This window comes from Dinoroseobacter sp. PD6 (genome assembly GCF_028807315.1).
Lineage (GTDB): Bacteria > Pseudomonadota > Alphaproteobacteria > Rhodobacterales > Rhodobacteraceae > Dinoroseobacter > Dinoroseobacter shibae.
The window spans coordinates 41,210-58,775 of record NZ_JARAMN010000012.1; the positions used below are offsets into that span (position 1 = coordinate 41,210).

At 56.8% G+C, this 17,566-nt stretch carries 22 protein-coding genes; 12 read left to right on the forward strand and 10 right to left on the reverse strand.

Annotated features, from left to right (window positions below; all coding sequences use genetic code 11):
• Positions 1 to 5: 5 nt before the first annotated feature.
• Positions 6 to 359, reverse strand: a complete 354-nt coding sequence (locus tag PVW48_RS17365) for a hypothetical protein (protein ID WP_274582247.1) — start codon at positions 357 to 359, stop codon at positions 6 to 8.
• A 224-nt stretch (positions 360 to 583) separates the two neighbouring features.
• On the opposite strand from PVW48_RS17365, the gene PVW48_RS17370 reads away from it, so the two are divergent.
• From PVW48_RS17370 to PVW48_RS17380, 3 genes are all read left to right on the forward strand, one after another.
• On the forward strand, positions 584 to 823 hold the full coding sequence (locus tag PVW48_RS17370; RefSeq protein WP_274582292.1) for a hypothetical protein: 240 nt from the start codon (positions 584 to 586) through the stop codon (positions 821 to 823).
• A 124-nt stretch (positions 824 to 947) separates the two neighbouring features.
• Positions 948 to 1,205 carry a helix-turn-helix domain-containing protein gene (locus PVW48_RS17375; RefSeq protein ID WP_274582248.1) on the forward strand — a complete coding sequence of 86 codons (258 nt, stop codon included), beginning with the start codon at positions 948 to 950 and terminating at the stop codon, positions 1,203 to 1,205.
• 167 nt (positions 1,206 to 1,372) lie between these two features.
• Positions 1,373 to 1,600 (forward strand): hypothetical protein, encoded by a 228-nt coding sequence (locus tag PVW48_RS17380; protein WP_274582249.1) that lies wholly within the window; start codon positions 1,373 to 1,375, stop codon positions 1,598 to 1,600.
• Positions 1,601 to 1,896: 296 nt separating this feature from the next.
• Here the strand turns inward: PVW48_RS17380 and PVW48_RS17385 are convergent, their stop codons facing one another.
• The gene (locus PVW48_RS17385) at positions 1,897 to 2,775 is read right to left on the reverse strand and encodes a LysR substrate-binding domain-containing protein (protein WP_274582250.1); all 879 of its coding nucleotides are present in this window, start codon (positions 2,773 to 2,775) and stop codon (positions 1,897 to 1,899) included.
• A 98-nt stretch (positions 2,776 to 2,873) separates the two neighbouring features.
• On the opposite strand from PVW48_RS17385, the gene PVW48_RS17390 reads away from it, so the two are divergent.
• The 3 genes from PVW48_RS17390 (at position 2,874) to PVW48_RS17400 (ending at position 4,638) form a co-directional block, all read left to right on the forward strand.
• The gene (locus PVW48_RS17390) at positions 2,874 to 3,578 is read left to right on the forward strand and encodes an SDR family oxidoreductase (protein ID WP_274582251.1); all 705 of its coding nucleotides are present in this window, start codon (positions 2,874 to 2,876) and stop codon (positions 3,576 to 3,578) included.
• Positions 3,568 to 3,819 carry a DUF6552 family protein gene (locus PVW48_RS17395; RefSeq protein ID WP_274582252.1) on the forward strand — a complete coding sequence of 84 codons (252 nt, stop codon included), beginning with the start codon at positions 3,568 to 3,570 and terminating at the stop codon, positions 3,817 to 3,819. The genes PVW48_RS17390 and PVW48_RS17395 overlap by 11 nt, the downstream gene beginning before the upstream one ends.
• 186 nt (positions 3,820 to 4,005) lie before the next feature.
• The gene (locus tag PVW48_RS17400) at positions 4,006 to 4,638 is read left to right on the forward strand and encodes a tyrosine-type recombinase/integrase (protein ID WP_274582253.1); all 633 of its coding nucleotides are present in this window, start codon (positions 4,006 to 4,008) and stop codon (positions 4,636 to 4,638) included.
• A 156-nt stretch (positions 4,639 to 4,794) separates the two neighbouring features.
• Here the strand turns inward: PVW48_RS17400 and PVW48_RS17405 are convergent, their stop codons facing one another.
• The 7 genes from PVW48_RS17405 to PVW48_RS17435 form a co-directional block, all read right to left on the reverse strand.
• Positions 4,795 to 5,427, reverse strand: coding sequence for a cysteine hydrolase family protein (locus tag PVW48_RS17405; RefSeq protein ID WP_274582254.1), 633 nt, complete (start codon positions 5,425 to 5,427; stop codon positions 4,795 to 4,797).
• A gap of 18 nt (positions 5,428 to 5,445) precedes the next feature.
• Positions 5,446 to 5,763 (reverse strand): DMT family transporter, encoded by a 318-nt coding sequence (locus PVW48_RS17410; RefSeq protein WP_274582255.1) that lies wholly within the window; start codon positions 5,761 to 5,763, stop codon positions 5,446 to 5,448.
• 350 nt (positions 5,764 to 6,113) lie between these two features.
• Positions 6,114 to 6,485, reverse strand: coding sequence for a methylglyoxal synthase (locus tag PVW48_RS17415; protein ID WP_274582256.1), 372 nt, complete (start codon positions 6,483 to 6,485; stop codon positions 6,114 to 6,116).
• A gap of 21 nt (positions 6,486 to 6,506) precedes the next feature.
• Positions 6,507 to 7,508, reverse strand: a complete 1,002-nt coding sequence (locus PVW48_RS17420) for a GntR family transcriptional regulator (RefSeq protein WP_338020481.1) — start codon at positions 7,506 to 7,508, stop codon at positions 6,507 to 6,509.
• Between the two features lie 47 nt (positions 7,509 to 7,555).
• Complete coding sequence (locus PVW48_RS17425) at positions 7,556 to 9,085, reverse strand: tripartite tricarboxylate transporter permease (RefSeq protein WP_274582258.1); 1,530 nt, start codon at positions 9,083 to 9,085, stop codon at positions 7,556 to 7,558.
• 33 nt (positions 9,086 to 9,118) lie between these two features.
• On the reverse strand, positions 9,119 to 9,646 hold the full coding sequence (locus PVW48_RS17430) for a tripartite tricarboxylate transporter TctB family protein (protein WP_274582259.1): 528 nt from the start codon (positions 9,644 to 9,646) through the stop codon (positions 9,119 to 9,121).
• Positions 9,647 to 9,715: 69 nt separating this feature from the next.
• Complete coding sequence (locus PVW48_RS17435) at positions 9,716 to 10,681, reverse strand: Bug family tripartite tricarboxylate transporter substrate binding protein (protein ID WP_274582260.1); 966 nt, start codon at positions 10,679 to 10,681, stop codon at positions 9,716 to 9,718.
• Between the two features lie 272 nt (positions 10,682 to 10,953).
• Between PVW48_RS17435 and PVW48_RS17440 the strand changes: the two genes are divergently transcribed.
• From PVW48_RS17440 to PVW48_RS17465, 6 genes are all read left to right on the forward strand, one after another.
• Complete coding sequence (locus PVW48_RS17440; protein ID WP_274582261.1) at positions 10,954 to 12,039, forward strand: isocitrate/isopropylmalate dehydrogenase family protein; 1,086 nt, start codon at positions 10,954 to 10,956, stop codon at positions 12,037 to 12,039.
• An 88-nt stretch (positions 12,040 to 12,127) separates the two neighbouring features.
• Positions 12,128 to 12,802 (forward strand): aspartate/glutamate racemase family protein, encoded by a 675-nt coding sequence (locus PVW48_RS17445; protein ID WP_274582262.1) that lies wholly within the window; start codon positions 12,128 to 12,130, stop codon positions 12,800 to 12,802.
• Positions 12,796 to 14,073 (forward strand): 3-oxo-tetronate kinase, encoded by a 1,278-nt coding sequence (gene otnK, locus PVW48_RS17450; protein WP_274582263.1) that lies wholly within the window; start codon positions 12,796 to 12,798, stop codon positions 14,071 to 14,073. The genes PVW48_RS17445 and otnK overlap by 7 nt, the downstream gene beginning before the upstream one ends.
• Positions 14,070 to 14,711 carry a 3-oxo-tetronate 4-phosphate decarboxylase gene (gene otnC, locus PVW48_RS17455; protein ID WP_274582264.1) on the forward strand — a complete coding sequence of 214 codons (642 nt, stop codon included), beginning with the start codon at positions 14,070 to 14,072 and terminating at the stop codon, positions 14,709 to 14,711. The genes otnK and otnC overlap by 4 nt, the downstream gene beginning before the upstream one ends.
• A 3-nt stretch (positions 14,712 to 14,714) precedes the next feature.
• A complete protein-coding gene (gene rraA, locus PVW48_RS17460; RefSeq protein WP_274582265.1) occupies positions 14,715 to 15,188 on the forward strand; it encodes a ribonuclease E activity regulator RraA in 474 nt (157 codons plus the stop codon).
• A 277-nt stretch (positions 15,189 to 15,465) separates the two neighbouring features.
• Positions 15,466 to 16,577, forward strand: a protein-coding gene (locus PVW48_RS17465) for an IS3 family transposase (protein ID WP_274582266.1) whose coding sequence is annotated in 2 segments (ribosomal slippage) — positions 15,466 to 15,721 and positions 15,721 to 16,577 — 1,113 coding nt in all. Because the reading frame shifts where the segments join, the coding sequence is not laid out codon by codon here.
• A 217-nt stretch (positions 16,578 to 16,794) separates the two neighbouring features.
• Here the strand turns inward: PVW48_RS17465 and PVW48_RS20145 are convergent.
• Positions 16,795 to 17,490 (reverse strand): hypothetical protein, encoded by a 696-nt coding sequence (locus PVW48_RS20145; RefSeq protein ID WP_274582267.1) that lies wholly within the window; start codon positions 17,488 to 17,490, stop codon positions 16,795 to 16,797.
• Positions 17,491 to 17,566: the final 76 nt, after the last annotated feature.

Below are 17,566 nucleotides of genomic sequence, written 5' to 3' on the forward strand. Positions count from 1 at the left end.
GAAGACTACTTGCTACCGCCCTTGTTGCTCTTAGCCAGCTTGTGCGTCGTCCGCTGGCCTTCTTCGAGTGGAACATCGGCATGGGAGAAGCCGATGCCGATGAGGAAAGACACCACGCCGGTAATGGTCTTGAACTCGCGGATCTTGATGTCGTTGTAGGTTGTCCGGGTACGTGCCGTGACCAGAAGCTTCTCCACGCCCTCGTCAGAGACCACGCGCATGACCCAGACCCCGTAATAACTCGGGCCTTTCTTGTGTGCCGACTCCTTGCACAGGATTTCAGCGCTATAGCCACTTTCCACGAGTTCGCGGAAACGTGCTTCCGTAACCACATTTGGTGCTTCGATGTCCCACTTCATGGCCCGGCTCACGCTTTCTGCAAACGCGCAACGCCCGGGCATTCCCACTTGAAGCCCAGAGTTACGATAGTATATTATTAACCGCAAGATATAATGCGGCAGATACGGCTGTATCTCGGTTACTCAAACTCTAGGCACGGCCATTGGCGTCTATCAAGGAAATAAGCGGTTTCAGAAACCTCCGGTTGAGCCGATGGGTGAAGATACAGGCTGTAGCCTTGCTGATGCTCGTTCCGGCTGCAAGCCAAGCGGAATCCTGTCTCGCCCCCGTCCGGCCATTCGTCCCAAGCGATTCGCAAGCCGCCCGGGATTATGCCGACATCATCCGACGGGACTTTGAGGTCTACATCGCGGACATTCAGGACTACTTTCGCTGCCTCGAGCAGGAGCGTGCGCGTGCTTTTGAGGAAGCTCGCGAAGTCAGTCTGGACTACGGTCGGTTTCTGGAACTGGTGGGGGATTGATGGGCCACTGGGCATGCACCAGACGTGCACCCCTTGGAAACCAGACGCCGATAACACCCTCAAATATCTACTTTTTAGATAACAGATTTCATCCGCTAGCGACGTCACAAAAGGTATGTGACGCGTGGCGCAAACAATCAGAAGCAAAGGACAAGAGGCTTTGTGCCAGGCGTTGGTCGACGCCCGGATTAAGTCTGGCCTCAGCCAGAAGGAATTGGCGGTCAAACTCAGACATCACCAGTCATTCGTGGCCCGTGTTGAGAGCGGAGAGCGCCGCATTGACGTCGTTGAGCTCATCGCATTGTCCAGAGCCGTTGGATTTGACCCTTTCGAGATATTGGCGATCGTCGAAGCCGCCACGGAGCCCGACCACAGGATTTGAGAACAAAGTAAATTTGGGGCGTACCGCTTTGGATGTCCCCTCGTGAAGTGAGCTCCTTCAAGGAAGAGTAGTTAGCCAACATCCACCAATTGCGTCATGCTGTGCAGGCGAAGCCTGGGAACACGATGCCGCGATTGCAGCGCCAAAGTGCAGGAAGTCAGTAAACAGTGGACGATGATAAAGGTGAAGGCGTCGCGATTGCCAATCTGATCGGGACCGATGGGTGCAGCGTAGTTGGTTGGGTGTATCGCTGGAGTATAGGCGCGCACGCGGTGATGTGGGACGTCAAAGGGCCCCAGCCGGTATCAGAAACCCGGCCGGATCTGACTGAGCAACAGAAGCAGGAAATCGACTTTGACGGATTGACGCGGATCGGAAGCGGCGACAGCAAATAGGCTGCTAAAGTAGCCGCCAGTTCATATTTGATGGACAGGGTCCGCCGGCATACCAGACATTGCGGCCGCGCGCGGCGAATGCGGACTCTGAGCCCTCACCGTGAATTCGATTTTCTAGCTGCGTGCGCTCGCAGCGCAAAAAATCGCTGCAAGTGCTCGATGTACAACGCTGCACGGCGGCAGAGATCGCTACCTTTCGTTAATGGTGCAGCGAAGTTGTGGAGAAGGATCCACAGATCGCGGGACCTTGCTCCCGCTCGTCCACATGATCGGAATGGCCGCTTTGAACCAAGGCGTCAGGCATCTTCGGCGGAGCGCGCCGTAAGCCACGTCATGACATTGACGACCGTCGCATTGTTCTTGGCTGTTCGCGGCATGAGGACATAGAAGTCATTTCCAACCGCGTCCCAGGCTGCACCAACCTCCACCAAACGTCCGGCTTCGAGGTCTTGAGCCACCAGAAAACGGCTCACCAAGGCTAATCCCTGCCCGGCGATGGCTGCATCGACCGCAAGGGACGTTTGGCTCAGACGTAGGTGGCGAGACGACTGGTCCTGAATGCCCAGATGCGAAAAGTAGCCCGGCCATTGGTCATGGGTGTCATGGATTTTCGGCTGTTTGGCAAGGGTTTCTGGATCAAGAGGAGCATCGCGCTTGTCCCCGAACTTCGGCGCGGCGACCGCGATCAACGATTGCCTGAACAAGAGCGTTACGTCCAGTGACGCGCCAAACGGCGGCGATCCCTGGCGCACTGCAAGGTCTATCCCGTCGCTGTGGAAGCTGGAAACTCTTTCGGTCGCCATGATCCGCAAATCGATATCTGGGTGTGCTGCGGTGAAGTCCGGTAGATTGGGGATCAGCCATTTCGCAGCAAAGGTCGGCGTGACGCTGATAAGGACCTTGTTCGGCTCTGGTTTCAGTTCGGCAGTTGCGGCTCGAAGGTCTGCGAACACTCCGGCTATCCGGTTGTGATAGCTGCGCCCGACTGACGTAAAAGCCAGGCCCTTCGGCACCCGTTCGAACAAGACGGCATCAAGATGCGCTTCGAGCTGGCGCACCTGTTGCGCGACGGCCCCTTGCGTAACGCCCAATTCTTCAGCGGCTGAGCGGAAACTGAGGCGACGGCCTGCTGCATCGAACGCACGCAAACTGTTGAGCGGAGGAAGTTCCGTCATACTGCAATAGTATTTCTACTGTCATGCAACATCAATTCTGAATCGAAGTTTCTCAGCGAAAGCATCATGTATGGCTAAACCAAGAAGGGATGCTCGATATGGCAGTAGAAAAAGTAGCTTTGATCACGGCAGCCGGAAGCGGCATGGGTGCGGATGCAGCGCGCAAGCTGGCAGAAGACGGATTCAAAGTTGGCATCCTGTCTTCGTCCGGCAAGGGCGAAGCGCTCGGCAACGAACTTGGCGGTTTTGGCGTGACCGGCTCCAACCTTGATGAAGACGCACTGAACGCTTTGGTCGAGAGTGCGAAGGATCGTTGGGGCCGTATCGATGTCTTGGTGAACTCTGCTGGCCACGGGCCAAAAGGACCAGTTCTCGAAATCAGCGACGACGATTGGCATCAAGGGATGGAAGTCTACCTGATGAACGTCATCCGTCCGACACGGCTTGTCACCCCACTGATGCAGGAGCACGGCGGCGGGGCAATCATCAACATCTCGACCTTCGCGGCATTCGAACCCGACCCTCTTTTTCCCACGTCGGGCGTCTTCCGGGCCGGGCTCGCTGCATTCACGAAGCTCTATTCCGACAAATATGCGTCAGAGAATATTCGGATGAACAACGTACTTCCGGGCTTCATCGACAGCTTGCCCGAAACCGAAGATCGCAAGGCGCGTATTCCCATGGGACGCTACGGTTTCGCTTCGGAAGTGTCTTCTCTCATTTCGTGGCTCGCCTCGGAAGAAGGCGGCTACGTGACGGGGCAAAACCTGCGTATCGATGGAGGGTTGACCCGTGCCGTCTGACACCTTGGCCCTTGTATCACCGCGCGAGCGCCTTGTCTTCTCGGTCAAGTGGGGCGCATCCGCCGTTCAGATCATGGGCTACACCGCGACGGGATTTGGCTGGACACCTTGGAACCTTTACCTGTTTCTCGTCGGTGTCGTGGGATGGTTCGCCGTCGGCGCGCTATGGAATGACAAGGCGCTCATGCTTGTACACCTTGTAGCACTCGGCGCAATGATTGCCGGTATGGCAAGCGGGTGATGAGCGAAAGCTGCCATTTAGGCACTGTGCAGCATTCAGGAGGTATGGGCTCTTTGCGCCAGAACGCGATCGCAGCGTCGGCTTTTCTCATGGGCATCGGACAGCGGCCATCCGCTCGGACTGTACAATGAAACGGTCAGCGTAGTGCTGATGAATGGGTTTGGAGGGAGGAACGGAGGGCAAATCATGCCAAGAGTCCAACTTCCCGCAACAACTTCGAAACGCAGAGCCTGGAACAAGGGGCGGATCATCGGTCAGAAACGTCCTTTGCTGCCAAAACAGGTCTGGGCAATCCGGGCACGGCCCGAACTGGCGGGTCATCTACGTGATCTGGCCTTGTTCAACGTCGCCATCGACAGCAAATTGCGGGGCTGTGACCTCGTCAAATTGGCAGTGTCTGATCTCGTCAAAGTTGACCGCGTACGCGAACGTGTTTCTGTGATCCAGAGCAAGACCAAGCGACCAGTCCAGTTTGAACTGACTGAAAACACGCGTGAAACTGTCTTGGCGTGGGTTAAGTCGCCTGAGATGCTTGCACGTCGGTTCATGTTCCCGAGCCGGTTCCACGACCGGCCGCACATCTCCACCCGCCAGTATGGGCGGCTGGTCCGCGATTGGGTGACGGCAATTGGTCTCGAGCCAAGCGGATACGGCACACATTCACTTCGGCGGACCAAAGCGGCCGAAATCTATCGAAAAACCGGCAATCTCCGTGCCGTCCAACTGCTGCTCGGTCACACGAAGATCGACAGTACGGTGCGTTACCTTGGCGTTGAACTCGAAGATGCCCTGAGCATCGCTGAGCGCATCGATATCTGAGTCAACGTGGCGAACGGTCCTGCCGTTCGCCGTATCAAAGCGAGTGTCCGCACGTTATGCGGCGTTGGTCGGTGCTGAACCCCACACCTAAGAAACGGTCGCGGCACGACGAATGTCCGGTTTAGCATTGTTGTGCGCGCGGAATGCTCGGAGATGTCACTTCGTTTGGCGATGCTCCGAAATTGCGTCGATCACGGTCGCCCGCTCCTGAACGGCCCCCGTTTGTAGATATTCCATCGCTTTGAGAGCCGCTTCATGCGCTTCAACCGATGAACCGCCGACACAGTCTTCGACGACGCGGCAGAAGTAGTCGGATTGGTGGCCATCCACAAATGTGTAGTGCACGCAAACATCGGTCAGCCCACCACACAGCAGAAGGGTGTCGACCTTCAGCCCCCGCAGCAGGATTTCCAGATCCGTCCCGAAAAATGCCGAGTAGCGCCGCTTTGGGATGATGTAGTCGCCTTTCTTGAATCCCATTTCCTCTTTGGCGACTTCCGTGCGCGGGTCGCCTTCAAGACAGTGAACGTCCTCATCCCCGTCCAGTTCGCGGCCAAAATCAATGAGGTCGGACCGATGAATTTCCTGAATGAAGATGACTGGCACATCATGTTCATGCGCCGCATCGACCAAGTCGCGCGCAGCGATCATTCGATCCTTGTACCCAGGCATGTTGTCGATGGAACGTACATCGCTGTCGTCAATGAAAGTGCTTTTCTGAATGTCGATCACAATGAGCGCGGGCCGACCTTCGATCAGTTTTCTTGCTGTTTTCGTCTTTGTCGTCATTTTCCGTGTCCTTTCGTCTTAGTGTGCATCTGAACCGAGCAGAAACATCCCCGCAATCAGAAGTGTCAGACCAGCAATACTGGTGATGCTGAGGTTCTGATTGAAGGCCAACACGCCAACCAGCACCGATCCGAGAGAGCCGATACCGGTCCAAATCGGATAGGCAATACCTAGCGGCAGTCGAGTCATCGCAGCGTAGAGGGCGACGATGCTCGCGATCATCGCGATGAGCGTTAGAGCGCCAAGTGTCCAAGAAAAACCCAGGCCAAGCTTCTTGAGCCCCGTCGCCCAAGCGACTTCCAGCGCACCTGCGATGAGAAGATAAATCCAAGCCATTCTGACCCCCAACGTTTTGCAGGTGGTCCTGACTGATGCCCTTTCGCGGCCGGGTCGTCCCGGCGCGCCATGGACTTTCCGATAAATGTGCGAGCGCGAATTGTCAATTTACCGGTCGACAAGATCTCAAAACTTCGGATGCTGCGCCGGACGCGAATGGCAGTTCTGCGTTTCGCCTACGAATGCGAATAGTCCGATAACTCTGAGCGGAAGCAAACCGGACGGAATTCAGGATAGCCAACTTTCGCCGCAAGGTTGCTGCTTCGGGATGTGCCTCCGAGGCGGGCTGAGAACTACGATATGACCCCGATCGAGGTTTTCTGCTTCCAGATTTCGGCCATTCGTTAGAGCTATTCGCTCGGTTGCCTCACCAATCTGGAAGCCGTGGCTTCATTCACCGCCAGAAGGGTGTCATAGAGAATGGCCAACCGAAGGAGCGACTTGACGTCCACATCATGCGGCAGTGCCGATAGCGGATCGATGAAGAAGACGAGAGCATCAAGTCTTTGCTCTGAAATCATTGCCCCGATCTGTGCATCGCCGCCAAGCGGACCGCTTTTCAACGTCGTCACAGTCAGCGCGGTTTCATCGTTGATGCGCCCACCGGTTGTTCCGGTCGCATAAAGCTGGAAGCCCGACAGCACGTGCTCATGTTGTTTCACCCAAGCGATCATTTGATCCTTCTTCTGGTCATGCGCAACAAGAGCAATAGCCTGCGTCATCTGAGGTCTCCTGACACCTGGCTATCGCGCGGGTTTGCTGGCATCCGCGGCCCAGTTCCAGGCAAGAGGGGATTTGCGTTTCAGGGCGCCGCTGAGATGCTTTCGCATCTTATGAGATGCGCCCAGATTGTCGCCCACTTCGAGCAGATCCAGAATTTCAAGATGCTCGGTACATTGCTCTACAAGTCGGTCGTGGTTGACTTCGGCCCGATACTCCATCAACCGACGCATCCGGTTCACACGCTGCAATGCCATCAGAAAGAAGGGGTTTCGTGATAGCTTTATGAGTTCCTCATGGAAGATTGCGCCATTCGCCAGAAGTGACTCGGCAGGCACCGAGTTGAAATCCATGTCCAGCATCCCCTCCTGAATGCGGCGTTGTTCAGAAAGAATCTGTCGATCCAGTTCAAAGGACGTTTCCAGCATTGCGGCTGGTTCAATTGCCATTCGGAACCGATAGATCTCATCAAAGGCTTCCGGCGTATTGGCAACCGGCAGCAAACGCCAGCCGTAGCCCTCTTTGCGCTCAATCCAGCCCTCACGTGCAGCCCTTACCAGAACCTCGCTGACGCGCGCCTTGGTCCAGCCATATCGCTGGCGCAGAAACTGTTCTGTCACCTCTTCGGGCAACCGATGCACCAGCCAATCATCAGCTAATCGTTGATAGTCGTCATCGGCAGAGTCGATTTGCACATCAAGCGCCTCGCTCATGGCGGACATATCTGCCTCGGCAACAAAGAATCCCCGGTTTGCCTGGCGCTCCAAGAAGCCCTCGGCCTCAAGAAGACTCATAGCTTCCCGGATCGGCGTCCGTGAGACGCCATAGCGATCGGCAAGCTGTTGCGCACCAAGGTGCTGCCCTGTGGAAATGCTCCCAGCTGCGATATCCTGCAAGAGCCGTTTCGAAATCCTTTGGGCGAGATCACTGGTTCGCATCGAAGGGGACATCTCTCTTCTTCGTTCAGTTAGTCGATCAACTGTTTCGCAGATATAATTGCACTCCAGATGCAAAAAAGTAAGCATAAATCGCACTTCTTGACCGCTAGGTGCAACTCATTTGAGGATCTTACTCAGCTTTCAGAAGCCGCCGCCTTCCTCTTGGCCCGGCCCAGCAGGCTGATGGCGAGCGGCACAAAGATGACTGCCAGAAGGATGATGGACAGAACCAAGGAAACCGGGCGCTCCCAGAAAAGGCTCATCGTCCCTTGTGAAATGATGTATGTCTGAAGGAAGGTTTCTTCGGCCATTGAACCAAGCACAAGCGCCAGTACGGTTGCCGCAGGCGAGTAGCCGTATTTCTTCATTGCAAAGCCAATCAAGCCGCTGCCAACCAGTATCCAGGTTTCGATGATGCTGGCGTTGATTGCATAGGCACCAATCACACACAGCAACACGATCACCGGAACGACATTTACGTAAGGAATATCGAGGAACTTTACGAACAAGGGGATCGCGAAGATGCTCATCGCGATGAGGATCATGTTGCCCAGATACATGCTTGCGATCAGGCCCCAGACAAATTCGGGATCATTCACGATCAGCAGAGGTCCGGGTTGCAGACCCCACATCAGAAAGGCGCCAAGCAGAACAGCGGTTGCACCTGATCCTGGGATGCCGAGCGCGAGCAGGGGAACCATAGCACCAGCCGAAGCAGCGTTGTTGGCGGCCTCCGGGGCAACCAGACCACGCATCTCGCCTTTTCCGAATTTCTCTGGGTCCTTGGCGACCTTCTTTTCTACCGAGTAGCCGATGATCGAGCCAAGCGTTGCACCGGAACCAGGCAAAACCCCGGCAATGAAGCCGATCGCCGAGCCGCGCCAGAAGGTCCAGCGGGACTCGTGGTAGTCCTTCTTTGACGGCCAGAACTCTTTGTCGCGGAATCCGATACGCAAACGCTTGGCTGGGTGCGTATGTTGACCATTGAATATGCAGTGGAGCAGCTCTCCGATGCCAAAGAGGCCGATGGCCACAGCAACAAAGTAAACGCCTCCAATCAGCTCCGAGGACCCGAACGTATAGCGTTGTTGGCCGCTCATCACGTCGACGCCGACTGTACCGATAGCAAAGCCAATCAGTGCCGAGATGAACCCTTTGAACTTGTTGTCGCCCATCATCGTTGTCAGCATCAAAAGGCCGACCGCGATGATCAGAAAGTATTCCGAGGGGCCGAAGGAGGCAGCAAAATTCGCGAGCGATGGGGCCAGCGCGGTGATCAGTATAACCCCGACAGTACCACCAAAGAATGAGGCAATCGCTTGCATCACCAGCGCCGGTCCGGCACGGCCCTTTTGCGCCAGTGGATAGCCGTCAATGGTTGAGGCCACAGTGGCAGACTCACCCGGCGTGTTAATCAGGATGGAAGTGATCGTGCCGCCATACATCGAGCCGTAGTAGATACCGGCGAGCATGATGATGGCAATTGTGGGATCCAGCCCAAATGTCATCGGGATAAGGACCGCGATACCTGCCGCAGGACCAAAGCCGGGGAAAAGCCCAACAATCATGCCCAAAAAGGCACCGATCACGAGGAACAGAAATCCTTCAGGCGACGCAGCTACACTGAGGCCAAGGGAGAGGTTTGAAACGATGTCAGAAAACATAAGACTCGTCCTTTCGAGCGAACAGGAGTCGCATCAGAAGCCAAAGGGGCTCGTCGGGAGAGAGGCGTTCAAGAGGATCTTGAAAAGACCGTAGAGGAAGCCTGGCAGTGCCACGCTGTAGATCAAGTTGCCGACGACATGACCGCGGTTAAACGTGAAGAGAAACGCCAGCATGAACAGGATCATGGCCAGAAGGGCACCGACAATCTTCATGATTCCCACGAAGATGCAGATATAGACGAAGACGATGAACACATCGCGCCCATACTCGGGGCCGCCGTCAAGCGCATGCGCGTCAACGCCCATTGCGTCAGCTTTTGCCTCCGTTTCAGGATCGGCCCGATGAGGCGCGCGAACACCGGTCACACGTTCCTTTTGCCATTCCTTGACATCGCCCCAAAGATTGACCGCACTGGAAATGATCAGCAAAACACCAATCAGCAGTGGGAAAAAGCCTGCAGCCGGACGTCCGGACGATGTCAGAAGCGTGAGCGTGTTCAGGCCGTAAACTGTGTAGCCGATCGACAAGAGCAAGAGCGCCGCGGCGAACCACTTTTTCATCGGACCTCCCCTTCCGATTGGATATGAAGACGCGGGCGCAGAACATGCGCCCGCGTCGCGTTCGAGAAGTTACTCTTCGATTGCGCCGATCGACACGAGCGTCTCGTGATACCGTGCGCTGGTCTCGGCCAGATAGGCACCAAAGTCGTCGCCCCAGATCGGGTTGCCCGACATGCCGTTGGTGACTAGGTACTCCTGCCACTCTGGCGTCTCAACCACCTGCTGCAGTGTCTCGATCCACCAGTCCTGCACCTCGGCATCCACGCCGCCGGGCATCACGACACCGCGCGGCAGAGAGAAGCTGAAGTCATAACCGAGTTCCATGAAGGTAGGCACATCGGGGTTGTTGGTGCTGCGCGCCGTGTCCGAGAAGGCCAACGCCACCAAAGTACCAGCTTCCAGCTGGCCACCGACTTCGGATGGATTGGCAACAACTGCGTCAACACTGCCCGAAGTCAGAGCAGTCACAAGCTCTCCGCCAGAGCCGATTGGCACATATTCAAACTCGATATCCGCGGCCTGAGCGAAAAGCTCGGCGGTCACACGTTCGGGGCCAGCAGAGCCACTGCCTGCAATCGTCACACGGCCAGCATTTGCTGCTTCAACAAAGGCGTCGACGCTCTCGTAGCCCGAGTCGGAGCGCACGACGAGCAGCATCGCGTCACTGGCAAGCAGGCCAATCGGCGTGAAATCCGCGTAGGTCCAATCGGTGTCGGAGACCAGCGGAGTGCCGATGAAGTTCCCGCTGGTCGATGTCAGGCGATAGGGGTCACCTGCGTTATTGGCGACAAAGCTGAAACCCACTGCGCCGCTGCCGCCTTCGCGGTTTTCCACCACGATGTTGCCGGGATAAAGGTCATAGGTGCGCAGGATGTCGACGACAGTACGCGACATGCGGTCATTCCCGCCGCCTGGCCCAAAGGCGATCGTGTAGTTCAGTCGCTCGGTTCCGTAGTCATCAGCAATAGCCGGAGCAGCAAGCGCGGCGGCAGCCACACATGCAGCCATTGCCGCAAAGGTTCTACGCTTGATCATGGTATCCTCCCTTGGATCATAATGCATTTCTTGAGTTCTTAATGCAATAATCCAATTGATTGCACATAGTCAACCATAAATGCACTCTTGCCTCAGGCTCCTTCGAAACCCCAATCTTTTTTGATCATTTGATGCACTCCGAGCGAGGGGATACGGCGGAAGAAGCAGGTAGAATCGCTTCGCGTTCCCATTTTTGCGTTGCATTTTGCTTTTTTAAGACATAAAGATCAAAGATGAAGCTTTGGAGAAGACCGTTAGGGAGGAGATGAACAATGAAGCTGATGGTACTGCCCTGTGACGGCATCGGACCTGAAATCATGGGGGCGACCCTCGAGGTGATGGAGGCGGCCAACGCTCGCTTCGACCTTGGCCTTACGTTCCATGAAGAAGAGTCCGGGTTCACCAGCCTGAAGAATCACGGCATCACTCTCAGGGACGACGTGCTGGAGCGCGCGCGGACCGAATTCGATGGCGTGATTCTGGGGACGCAATCGCATATGGACTACCCCCCGGTCGCAGAGGGCGGTCGTAATGTGTCTGCTGGTTTCCGCATCGGTCTTGACCTTTACGCCAATGTGCGCCCGGCGCGCAGCCGTGCTTTCCTTGAGAACAAGGCGCCCGACATGGATCTCGTGATTATGCGCGAGGCGACCGAAGGATTTTATCCCGACCGCAACATGTTCAAAGGCGTGGGTGAGATGATGCCCGACCCTGACATGGCGCTCTCTGTTCGCAAGATCACCCGCCATGGCTCTATGCGGATTTGCCGCGAGGCGTTCAAACTGGCCATGCAGCGCGACAAGAAAGTGGCCGCCATTCACAAGGCCAACTCCTTTCTGATGACGGATGGCCTGTTCCTGGAATGCTTCCGCGAAGTGGCGAAAGACTATCCTGAGGTCGAAACCGAAGAGCTGATCGTGGATGCATTCGCGGCGCTTCTGGTGCGCCAGCCGCAGAAATATGACGTCGTGGTCGCCACCAACTTCTACGGTGACATCCTGTCCGACCTCGCGTCCGAGCTTTCCGGCTCGCTTGGCCTGGCTGGATCGATCAACGCCAATGCGGAAACCGGTCTTTGCTGTGCGCAGGCGCAGCACGGTTCGGCGCCTGATATCGCGGGTCAGAATATCGCCAACCCGACGTCGCTGATCCTGTCGGCCGCGATGATGCTGATTTGGCTCGGTGAGCAACGTGGTCACGCCAAGCTGATGGAAGCAGGCAACGCCATCGCGGAAGCGGTCGATGCCGTCATCGACGACCCGGCCAAGCGCACCCGTGATTTGGGTGGCACCGTGAACACGGATACGTTCGGACGCTACGTGGCAGAAGCCGTGGCCAAGCAGGCTGTCGCCGCCTGAGGCCCTCGCTCTTCAATGTAGCCTTCGCACGTCTGGTGGCGCTGTCTCTCTCCCGCAGCGCCACCGGCCAATTTCAGGACGATTTCAGATGCCAAGGATTGCCCTCATTCATGCCACTCGGGTTGCGATTGACCCAATCGAAGAGGCTGCACGCAAGCTCTGGCCCGACGCGGAGATGATCTCGATCCTCGAAGAGGGCCTTTCCGTCGACCGGCCAAAGTCCAAGGACCTGTCCGCAGGACTTCATCACCGGATTGTCGGGCTCACACGGTACGCTGAAAGCACGGACGCGGACGGCATTCTGTTCACTTGTTCGGCCTTTGGAAACGCGATCCAAGATGCCGCAAGGAGCAGCCCGGTCCCGGTCATGAAGCCAAATGAAGCGATGTTTGACGCCGCATTGGAACTCGGCGAACGCATCGCGATGATTTATACCTTCCCCCCCGCTGCGGCCGGTATGGAGGAAGAGTTCCGGGAGGCGGCTCATGAAAAGGGCCGCACAGCCGATCTGAGATCCTACTTTTGTGATGGCGCACTGGACGCATTGCGTGCTGGAAACAATGCCGAGCACAATCGGCTCGTAGCTCTGACTGCTCAGGGCATCGAAGACGTGGATGCGATCATGCTCGCCCAGTTTTCGATGGCGGAAGCGGCCGATGAGGTCCGCCGCCACATCGATATTCCAATCTTGACCAGCCCCGAGGCTGCCATCACGGAGATTCGCCGCCGCGTCGAGACAAGTGAGAGGAACAAAACGTGCTGATTGGAGTCATTGCCGACGACTTTACCGGCGCAAGTGACATTGCCAACACGCTTGCCAAGGGCCTTCACCCGGAGGGCGGCCTACGCACGGCACAATTTGTCAGCGTACCCGACGGTGCAGCACCGGCCAATGTCGATGCGGGTGTTATTTCGCTTAAGAGCCGAACAGCCCCGATAGCAGAAGCGGTCGCCGACAGCGTTTCGGCGTTTCGGTGGTTGCAGGCACAGGGCTGCAGGCAGTTCATTTTCAAGTACTGCTCAACATTCGACTCAACCAAAGAAGGCAATATCGGCCCTGTCGCCGAAGCTCTGGCCGATGAGCTTAGAGCTGACAAGGTTGTGTTTTGCCCGGCATTTCCGACAACCGGTCGAACGGTTTATCAGGGGCATCTTTTTGTCGGTGACAAGCCACTGAATGAATCCGGCCTTGAAAACCACCCGCTCACCCCGATGACGGATGCGGATATCCGACGGTGGTTGGGACATCAAACCAACGAAGCCGTCGGCCATGTGCCCCATGCAGCCGTGGCCAAAGGTGCCAGCGCAATTCGTCAGGCGATGGCCAGGATCGATGCGCGCTTTGTCATTGCCGATGCCATTGATGATGCTGATTTGATCACTTTGGGTGAGGCGCTGTCAGATGCCACCCTGATCACGGGCGGTTCCGGCATTGCTCTGGGTCTGCCGCGAAATTTCCTGAAATCCGTCTCCAGCAAACAGCAGCTACCAGGAGCCGAGGCTTGTCAGGGCGCGGAAGCAATTCTGGCAGGATCCTGTTCAGGCGCGACTCGGGGCCAAATTGACTTTCATGCAGCCGATCACCCAACCCTTGCCATCGATGTTCCAGGCGTCATGGCAGGCACAGTCACGGCCGAAACACTTGTGAAATTCTATCGGGCCCATGTCGGCTCCGCTCCATTGGCCTATTCCTCGGGGACGCCAGATGAAGTCAAGGCGCTGCAACTGAAATTCGGACGCGAAGAAGTTGCTGCGAAACTGGACGCGCTCTTTTCTGAAACCGCGGCAATGCTGGTTGATCTGGGATTCCGTCGCATCGTCGTTGCTGGTGGCGAGACATCCGGTGCTGTGGCGCAAGCCATTTCGCAAACGCTGAGCGCGCCGGCAATGAACGTAGGCCGGGAAATCGACCCAGGCGTCCCGGTGCTGACACTTGGCAATGACAGGAAAGTGGCTCTGGCGCTCAAATCTGGCAATTTCGGCGCGCCCGAATTCTTTGTCAAAGCCCTCAGACTGATGGAGGGCAGCCAATGAAACCAGAAGAGCGCGCACTGAGGCAGCAAATGGCGCACTTGTGTGCGTCGCTTTTTGCCCGCGGGTTTTCCGTTGGCACGGCGGGAAATGTCTCTGCCCGGCTGTCCGATGGCATTCTGATGACGCCGACCAATTCGACGCTTGGCAATATCGATCCTGATCGGATCTCCAAGATCGACACAGATGGCCAGCATGTGTCCGGCGACCAGCCAACCAAGGAAGTGTTCCTGCACCAAGCCTTCTACGAGACCCGACCGGATGCCGGCGCCGTTGTGCATTTGCACTCGACCTGGGCGACAGCTCTTTCCTGCATCGAGGACACGGATCCCGAAGACTGCGTGCCCCCGTTGACGCCATATGTGGTCATGCGCGTTGGAACCGTCAGGCTTGTTCCATATGTAAAGCCCGGAGATCCCATGGCAGGCGAGCTCATTCGAGAACTGAAGGGCGAATATGCCGCGGTTCTGCTTGCCAATCACGGGCCGGTTGTGACGGGCAAAGATCTCTTCTCGGCAGTTTGTGCAGCAGAAGAATTGGAAGAGACAGCCAAGCTTCTCATTGCCCTTCGCGCAATGCCCACCAGGCTCCTGACGGCAGAACAGGTCGCTGAGCTGAAAACAACGTTTGGAAGGATTTAATCAATGAAAACCGCAGACTTGATCGACGCCCATGCCGCCGATTTGCAATTGTTGCATCTGCCGTTCCTGTCATTTGGCAAGAAACAGAGCTTTGCTGGACAGGCTCAAACTATTAAGTGCTTTGAAGACAACACGCTGATACGGGCGCAGCTGGAAACCCCCGGCGAAGGTCGGGTACTTGTTGTTGATGGCGCTGGATCAACACGCATTGCCGTTATGGGAGACATGCTGGCAGAGTTGGCCATTCGAAACAATTGGGCAGGCGTTGTTCTGAGCGGAGCAATTCGCGACAGCGCCGAAATCAATGAAATGAACACGCTTGTTTTCGCGCTCGGGACCTCGCCGGTAAAGAGCTCGAAAGACGGGCTCGGCATGGTTGGCGGCGCCGTCCGCATCGGTGGCGTGGTCATCTCACCCGGCACATGGATTTATGCTGATGCGGATGGCGTTCTGGCGAGCAGCTTGAAACTAATATGACTTAGAGTGTGGTTCGAAACCGGTATTGCTTTTGACTTGGCCGAATAGCCAGCTCATTGGAGAGTCCGGTAAGATCTTTAAAAGCAGACTTTGGCGCATCCGCAGCCAATTGGCGCTTGGTCCCGCGTCTCCCTGGTCCGTTAAGGCAGCAGCGAAAGCGCAGTACCGGTTCGGGTCGAGTTGGTGCCGTTTAACGACTGCTTCGGTGACATTGACCTGCTCCCCTGAAAAGTCCTCGGTTTGAGGTTAGCCTGTTCTCCGAACGAGGAGACAGACGATGAAGAGAAGCCGTTTCAGCGAAGCGCAGATCATTGGCATCCTGAAGGAGCATCAGGCGGGCATGAGCGCGCCCGATCTATGCCGCAAGCACGGGATCAGTGATGCCACCTTCTACAACTGGCGACGGAAGTACGGCGGCATGGAGGTCGCCGATGCGAAGCGGCTGAAGGCGCTGGAAGCCGAGAATGCAAAGCTCAAGAAGATGCTGGCCGAGCAGATGATGGATGTGGCGACGCTGAAAGAGATGCTCGGAAAAAATTTCTGAGGCCCGGTTCGAGGAGGAAAGCGGTGGATTGGGCCATGACAGAGAAGAGCTACTCGCAGCGACGGGCCTGTGCGCTGGCCGGGATTGATCCCCGGGTGTATCGGCGGACATCGAAGCGTCCGGCTGACACCGAACTGCGGGACCGAATGAAGGAACTGGCGTCCGAGCGGCGCCGGTTCGGCTATCGGCGTCTGCACATCCTGCTGAGGCGGGAAGGCTGGGAGGTGAACTGGAAGAAGCTCTACCGGCTCTACCGCGAAGAAGGGTTAACCGTCCGTAAACGCGGCGGTCGCAAGCGTGCGATCGGAACCAGGGCGCCCATGACGATCCCCCAAAGCCCAAACCAGCGGTGGTCGCTCGACTTCGTGTCGGACGCTCTCTCGGACGGCAGGCGGTTCCGCATCCTCTGTGTGATCGACGACTTCAGCCGGGAATGCCTGGCCACCGTGGTCGATACCTCGATCTCCGGTATCCGGGTCGCCCGCGAACTGGACCGGATCGCCGAGATGCGCGGCTTCCCCTGCATGGTGGTCAGCGATAACGGTACCGAGCTGACGTCGAACGCCATGCTCAAATGGCAGGAAGACCGCCAGGTCGAGTGGCACTACATCGCGCCGGGCAAACCGATGCAGAACGGCTTCGTGGAAAGCTTCAACAGCCGCCTGCGGGACGAATGCCTCAACGAGCACCTGTTCCTGACGCTGCGCCATGCCCGCCATCTGATTGCAGCATGGCGTGCCGACTACAACCACCACCGCCCGCACTCGAGCCTCGACGGGCTCAGCCCGCGGGAGTATCACCAACGGTCAGAAGAAGACCAAAACCTGAACAGAGCTAAGCCATAAACGCGGACTCCAAGGGGAGCAGGTCAACATGCGCTGCGTCGCAATAAGATGTGTGCTACGACAGCGAAGACATGCTGCATAAGCAAAGGTCGAATATCCAAGGTCGGGAAAGTCCGCTCTCCGGACCTTGGCATCGACAGCAACGAAGGTCCGGTAATTGAGTAACTCAGAGCACTTAGGTCAACACAAATGAATTTCAACGCTGTCTTTGTCGGCGCTAGTAGTTCACCTGCTCAAAGCCGTAGTTCCCTTCATAGTCACGCCAGTCGACGAAGACGGAACGGTGATAGATACCGGGGCAATTCTGGCCCCAGCGTTCGAGACCGATATGGGCGGAGGGTAGGGCGGTGATGGAGGACCTTTGCCACGCGAAGTCGCCTTGGGTTCCATATGTGCCGAGGACCACGGTGGCGCTACGGTTGCAGTCGCCGTCACGTCCGGATTCATGCTGTCGCGCATACCGGACATCATAGACGCGGATCGACCGCACGAAATTGAACTCAGGTCCGCTGATATCGATGTCCGCGCGATCCTGAATAAGCTGGAGGGCCCGGTCGGCGGGAACGAGATCGTCGACTGGCAAGGATTGGAGTGGTCTACGGCTATCGGGCCGGTACAAGATTTCAAAGATGCGGCCAGCGTTGTTTGATAGCCGATCGCTCTCATAGGAGGCGCCCATGGGACAGCGCCAGATTTGTAGCGGCGGTTCCACCGGCCAAGGCGTAATTCGCCGGATGAATTCGGCGCGGGCCCGGGCGCAAGGCACGGAAGCCGGCCAGCCGCCAGAAAGGCACAAGAGGATCGCGCAATCGATCGGGTATGACTGCGCTCGGGCGGGCATCGGCAGCGACGTACTTGTCACAGTCAAAGCGACTGCGACCGAGGGGAGGAGCTTCTTGAGTAGATGACGCATGCTGTGGACCCAATGTGACAGGGGTCAGCATACATACGATAATATACTTTCGCAACACTAAGTATAAAGACGCATA

Bases quoted from the DNA above. Each gene is read 5' to 3' on its own strand.
- PVW48_RS17390 (WP_274582251.1), top strand. From the start codon at position 2,874: ATGGCAGTAGAAAAAGTAGCTTTGATCACGGCAGCCGGAAGCGGCATG.
- PVW48_RS17410 (WP_274582255.1), bottom strand. From the start codon at position 5,763: ATGGCTTGGATTTATCTTCTCATCGCAGGTGCGCTGGAAGTCGCTTGG.
- PVW48_RS17405 (WP_274582254.1), bottom strand. From the start codon at position 5,427: ATGACGACAAAGACGAAAACAGCAAGAAAACTGATCGAAGGTCGGCCC.
- PVW48_RS17415 (WP_274582256.1), bottom strand. From the start codon at position 6,485: ATGACGCAGGCTATTGCTCTTGTTGCGCATGACCAGAAGAAGGATCAA.
- PVW48_RS17425 (WP_274582258.1), bottom strand. From the start codon at position 9,085: ATGTTTTCTGACATCGTTTCAAACCTCTCCCTTGGCCTCAGTGTAGCT.
- PVW48_RS17430 (WP_274582259.1), bottom strand. From the start codon at position 9,646: ATGAAAAAGTGGTTCGCCGCGGCGCTCTTGCTCTTGTCGATCGGCTAC.
- PVW48_RS17435 (WP_274582260.1), bottom strand. From the start codon at position 10,681: ATGATCAAGCGTAGAACCTTTGCGGCAATGGCTGCATGTGTGGCTGCC.
- PVW48_RS17370 (WP_274582292.1), top strand. From the start codon at position 584: ATGCTCGTTCCGGCTGCAAGCCAAGCGGAATCCTGTCTCGCCCCCGTC.
- PVW48_RS17445 (WP_274582262.1), top strand. From the start codon at position 12,128: ATGCCAAGGATTGCCCTCATTCATGCCACTCGGGTTGCGATTGACCCA.
- PVW48_RS17400 (WP_274582253.1), top strand. From the start codon at position 4,006: ATGCCAAGAGTCCAACTTCCCGCAACAACTTCGAAACGCAGAGCCTGG.
- PVW48_RS17385 (WP_274582250.1), bottom strand. From the start codon at position 2,775: ATGACGGAACTTCCTCCGCTCAACAGTTTGCGTGCGTTCGATGCAGCA.
- PVW48_RS17365 (WP_274582247.1), bottom strand. From the start codon at position 359: ATGAAGTGGGACATCGAAGCACCAAATGTGGTTACGGAAGCACGTTTC.
- PVW48_RS20145 (WP_274582267.1), bottom strand. From the start codon at position 17,490: ATGCGTCATCTACTCAAGAAGCTCCTCCCCTCGGTCGCAGTCGCTTTG.
- rraA (WP_274582265.1), top strand. From the start codon at position 14,715: ATGAAAACCGCAGACTTGATCGACGCCCATGCCGCCGATTTGCAATTG.
- PVW48_RS17440 (WP_274582261.1), top strand. From the start codon at position 10,954: ATGAAGCTGATGGTACTGCCCTGTGACGGCATCGGACCTGAAATCATG.
- PVW48_RS17420 (WP_338020481.1), bottom strand. From the start codon at position 7,508: ATGCTTACTTTTTTGCATCTGGAGTGCAATTATATCTGCGAAACAGTT.
- otnC (WP_274582264.1), top strand. From the start codon at position 14,070: ATGAAACCAGAAGAGCGCGCACTGAGGCAGCAAATGGCGCACTTGTGT.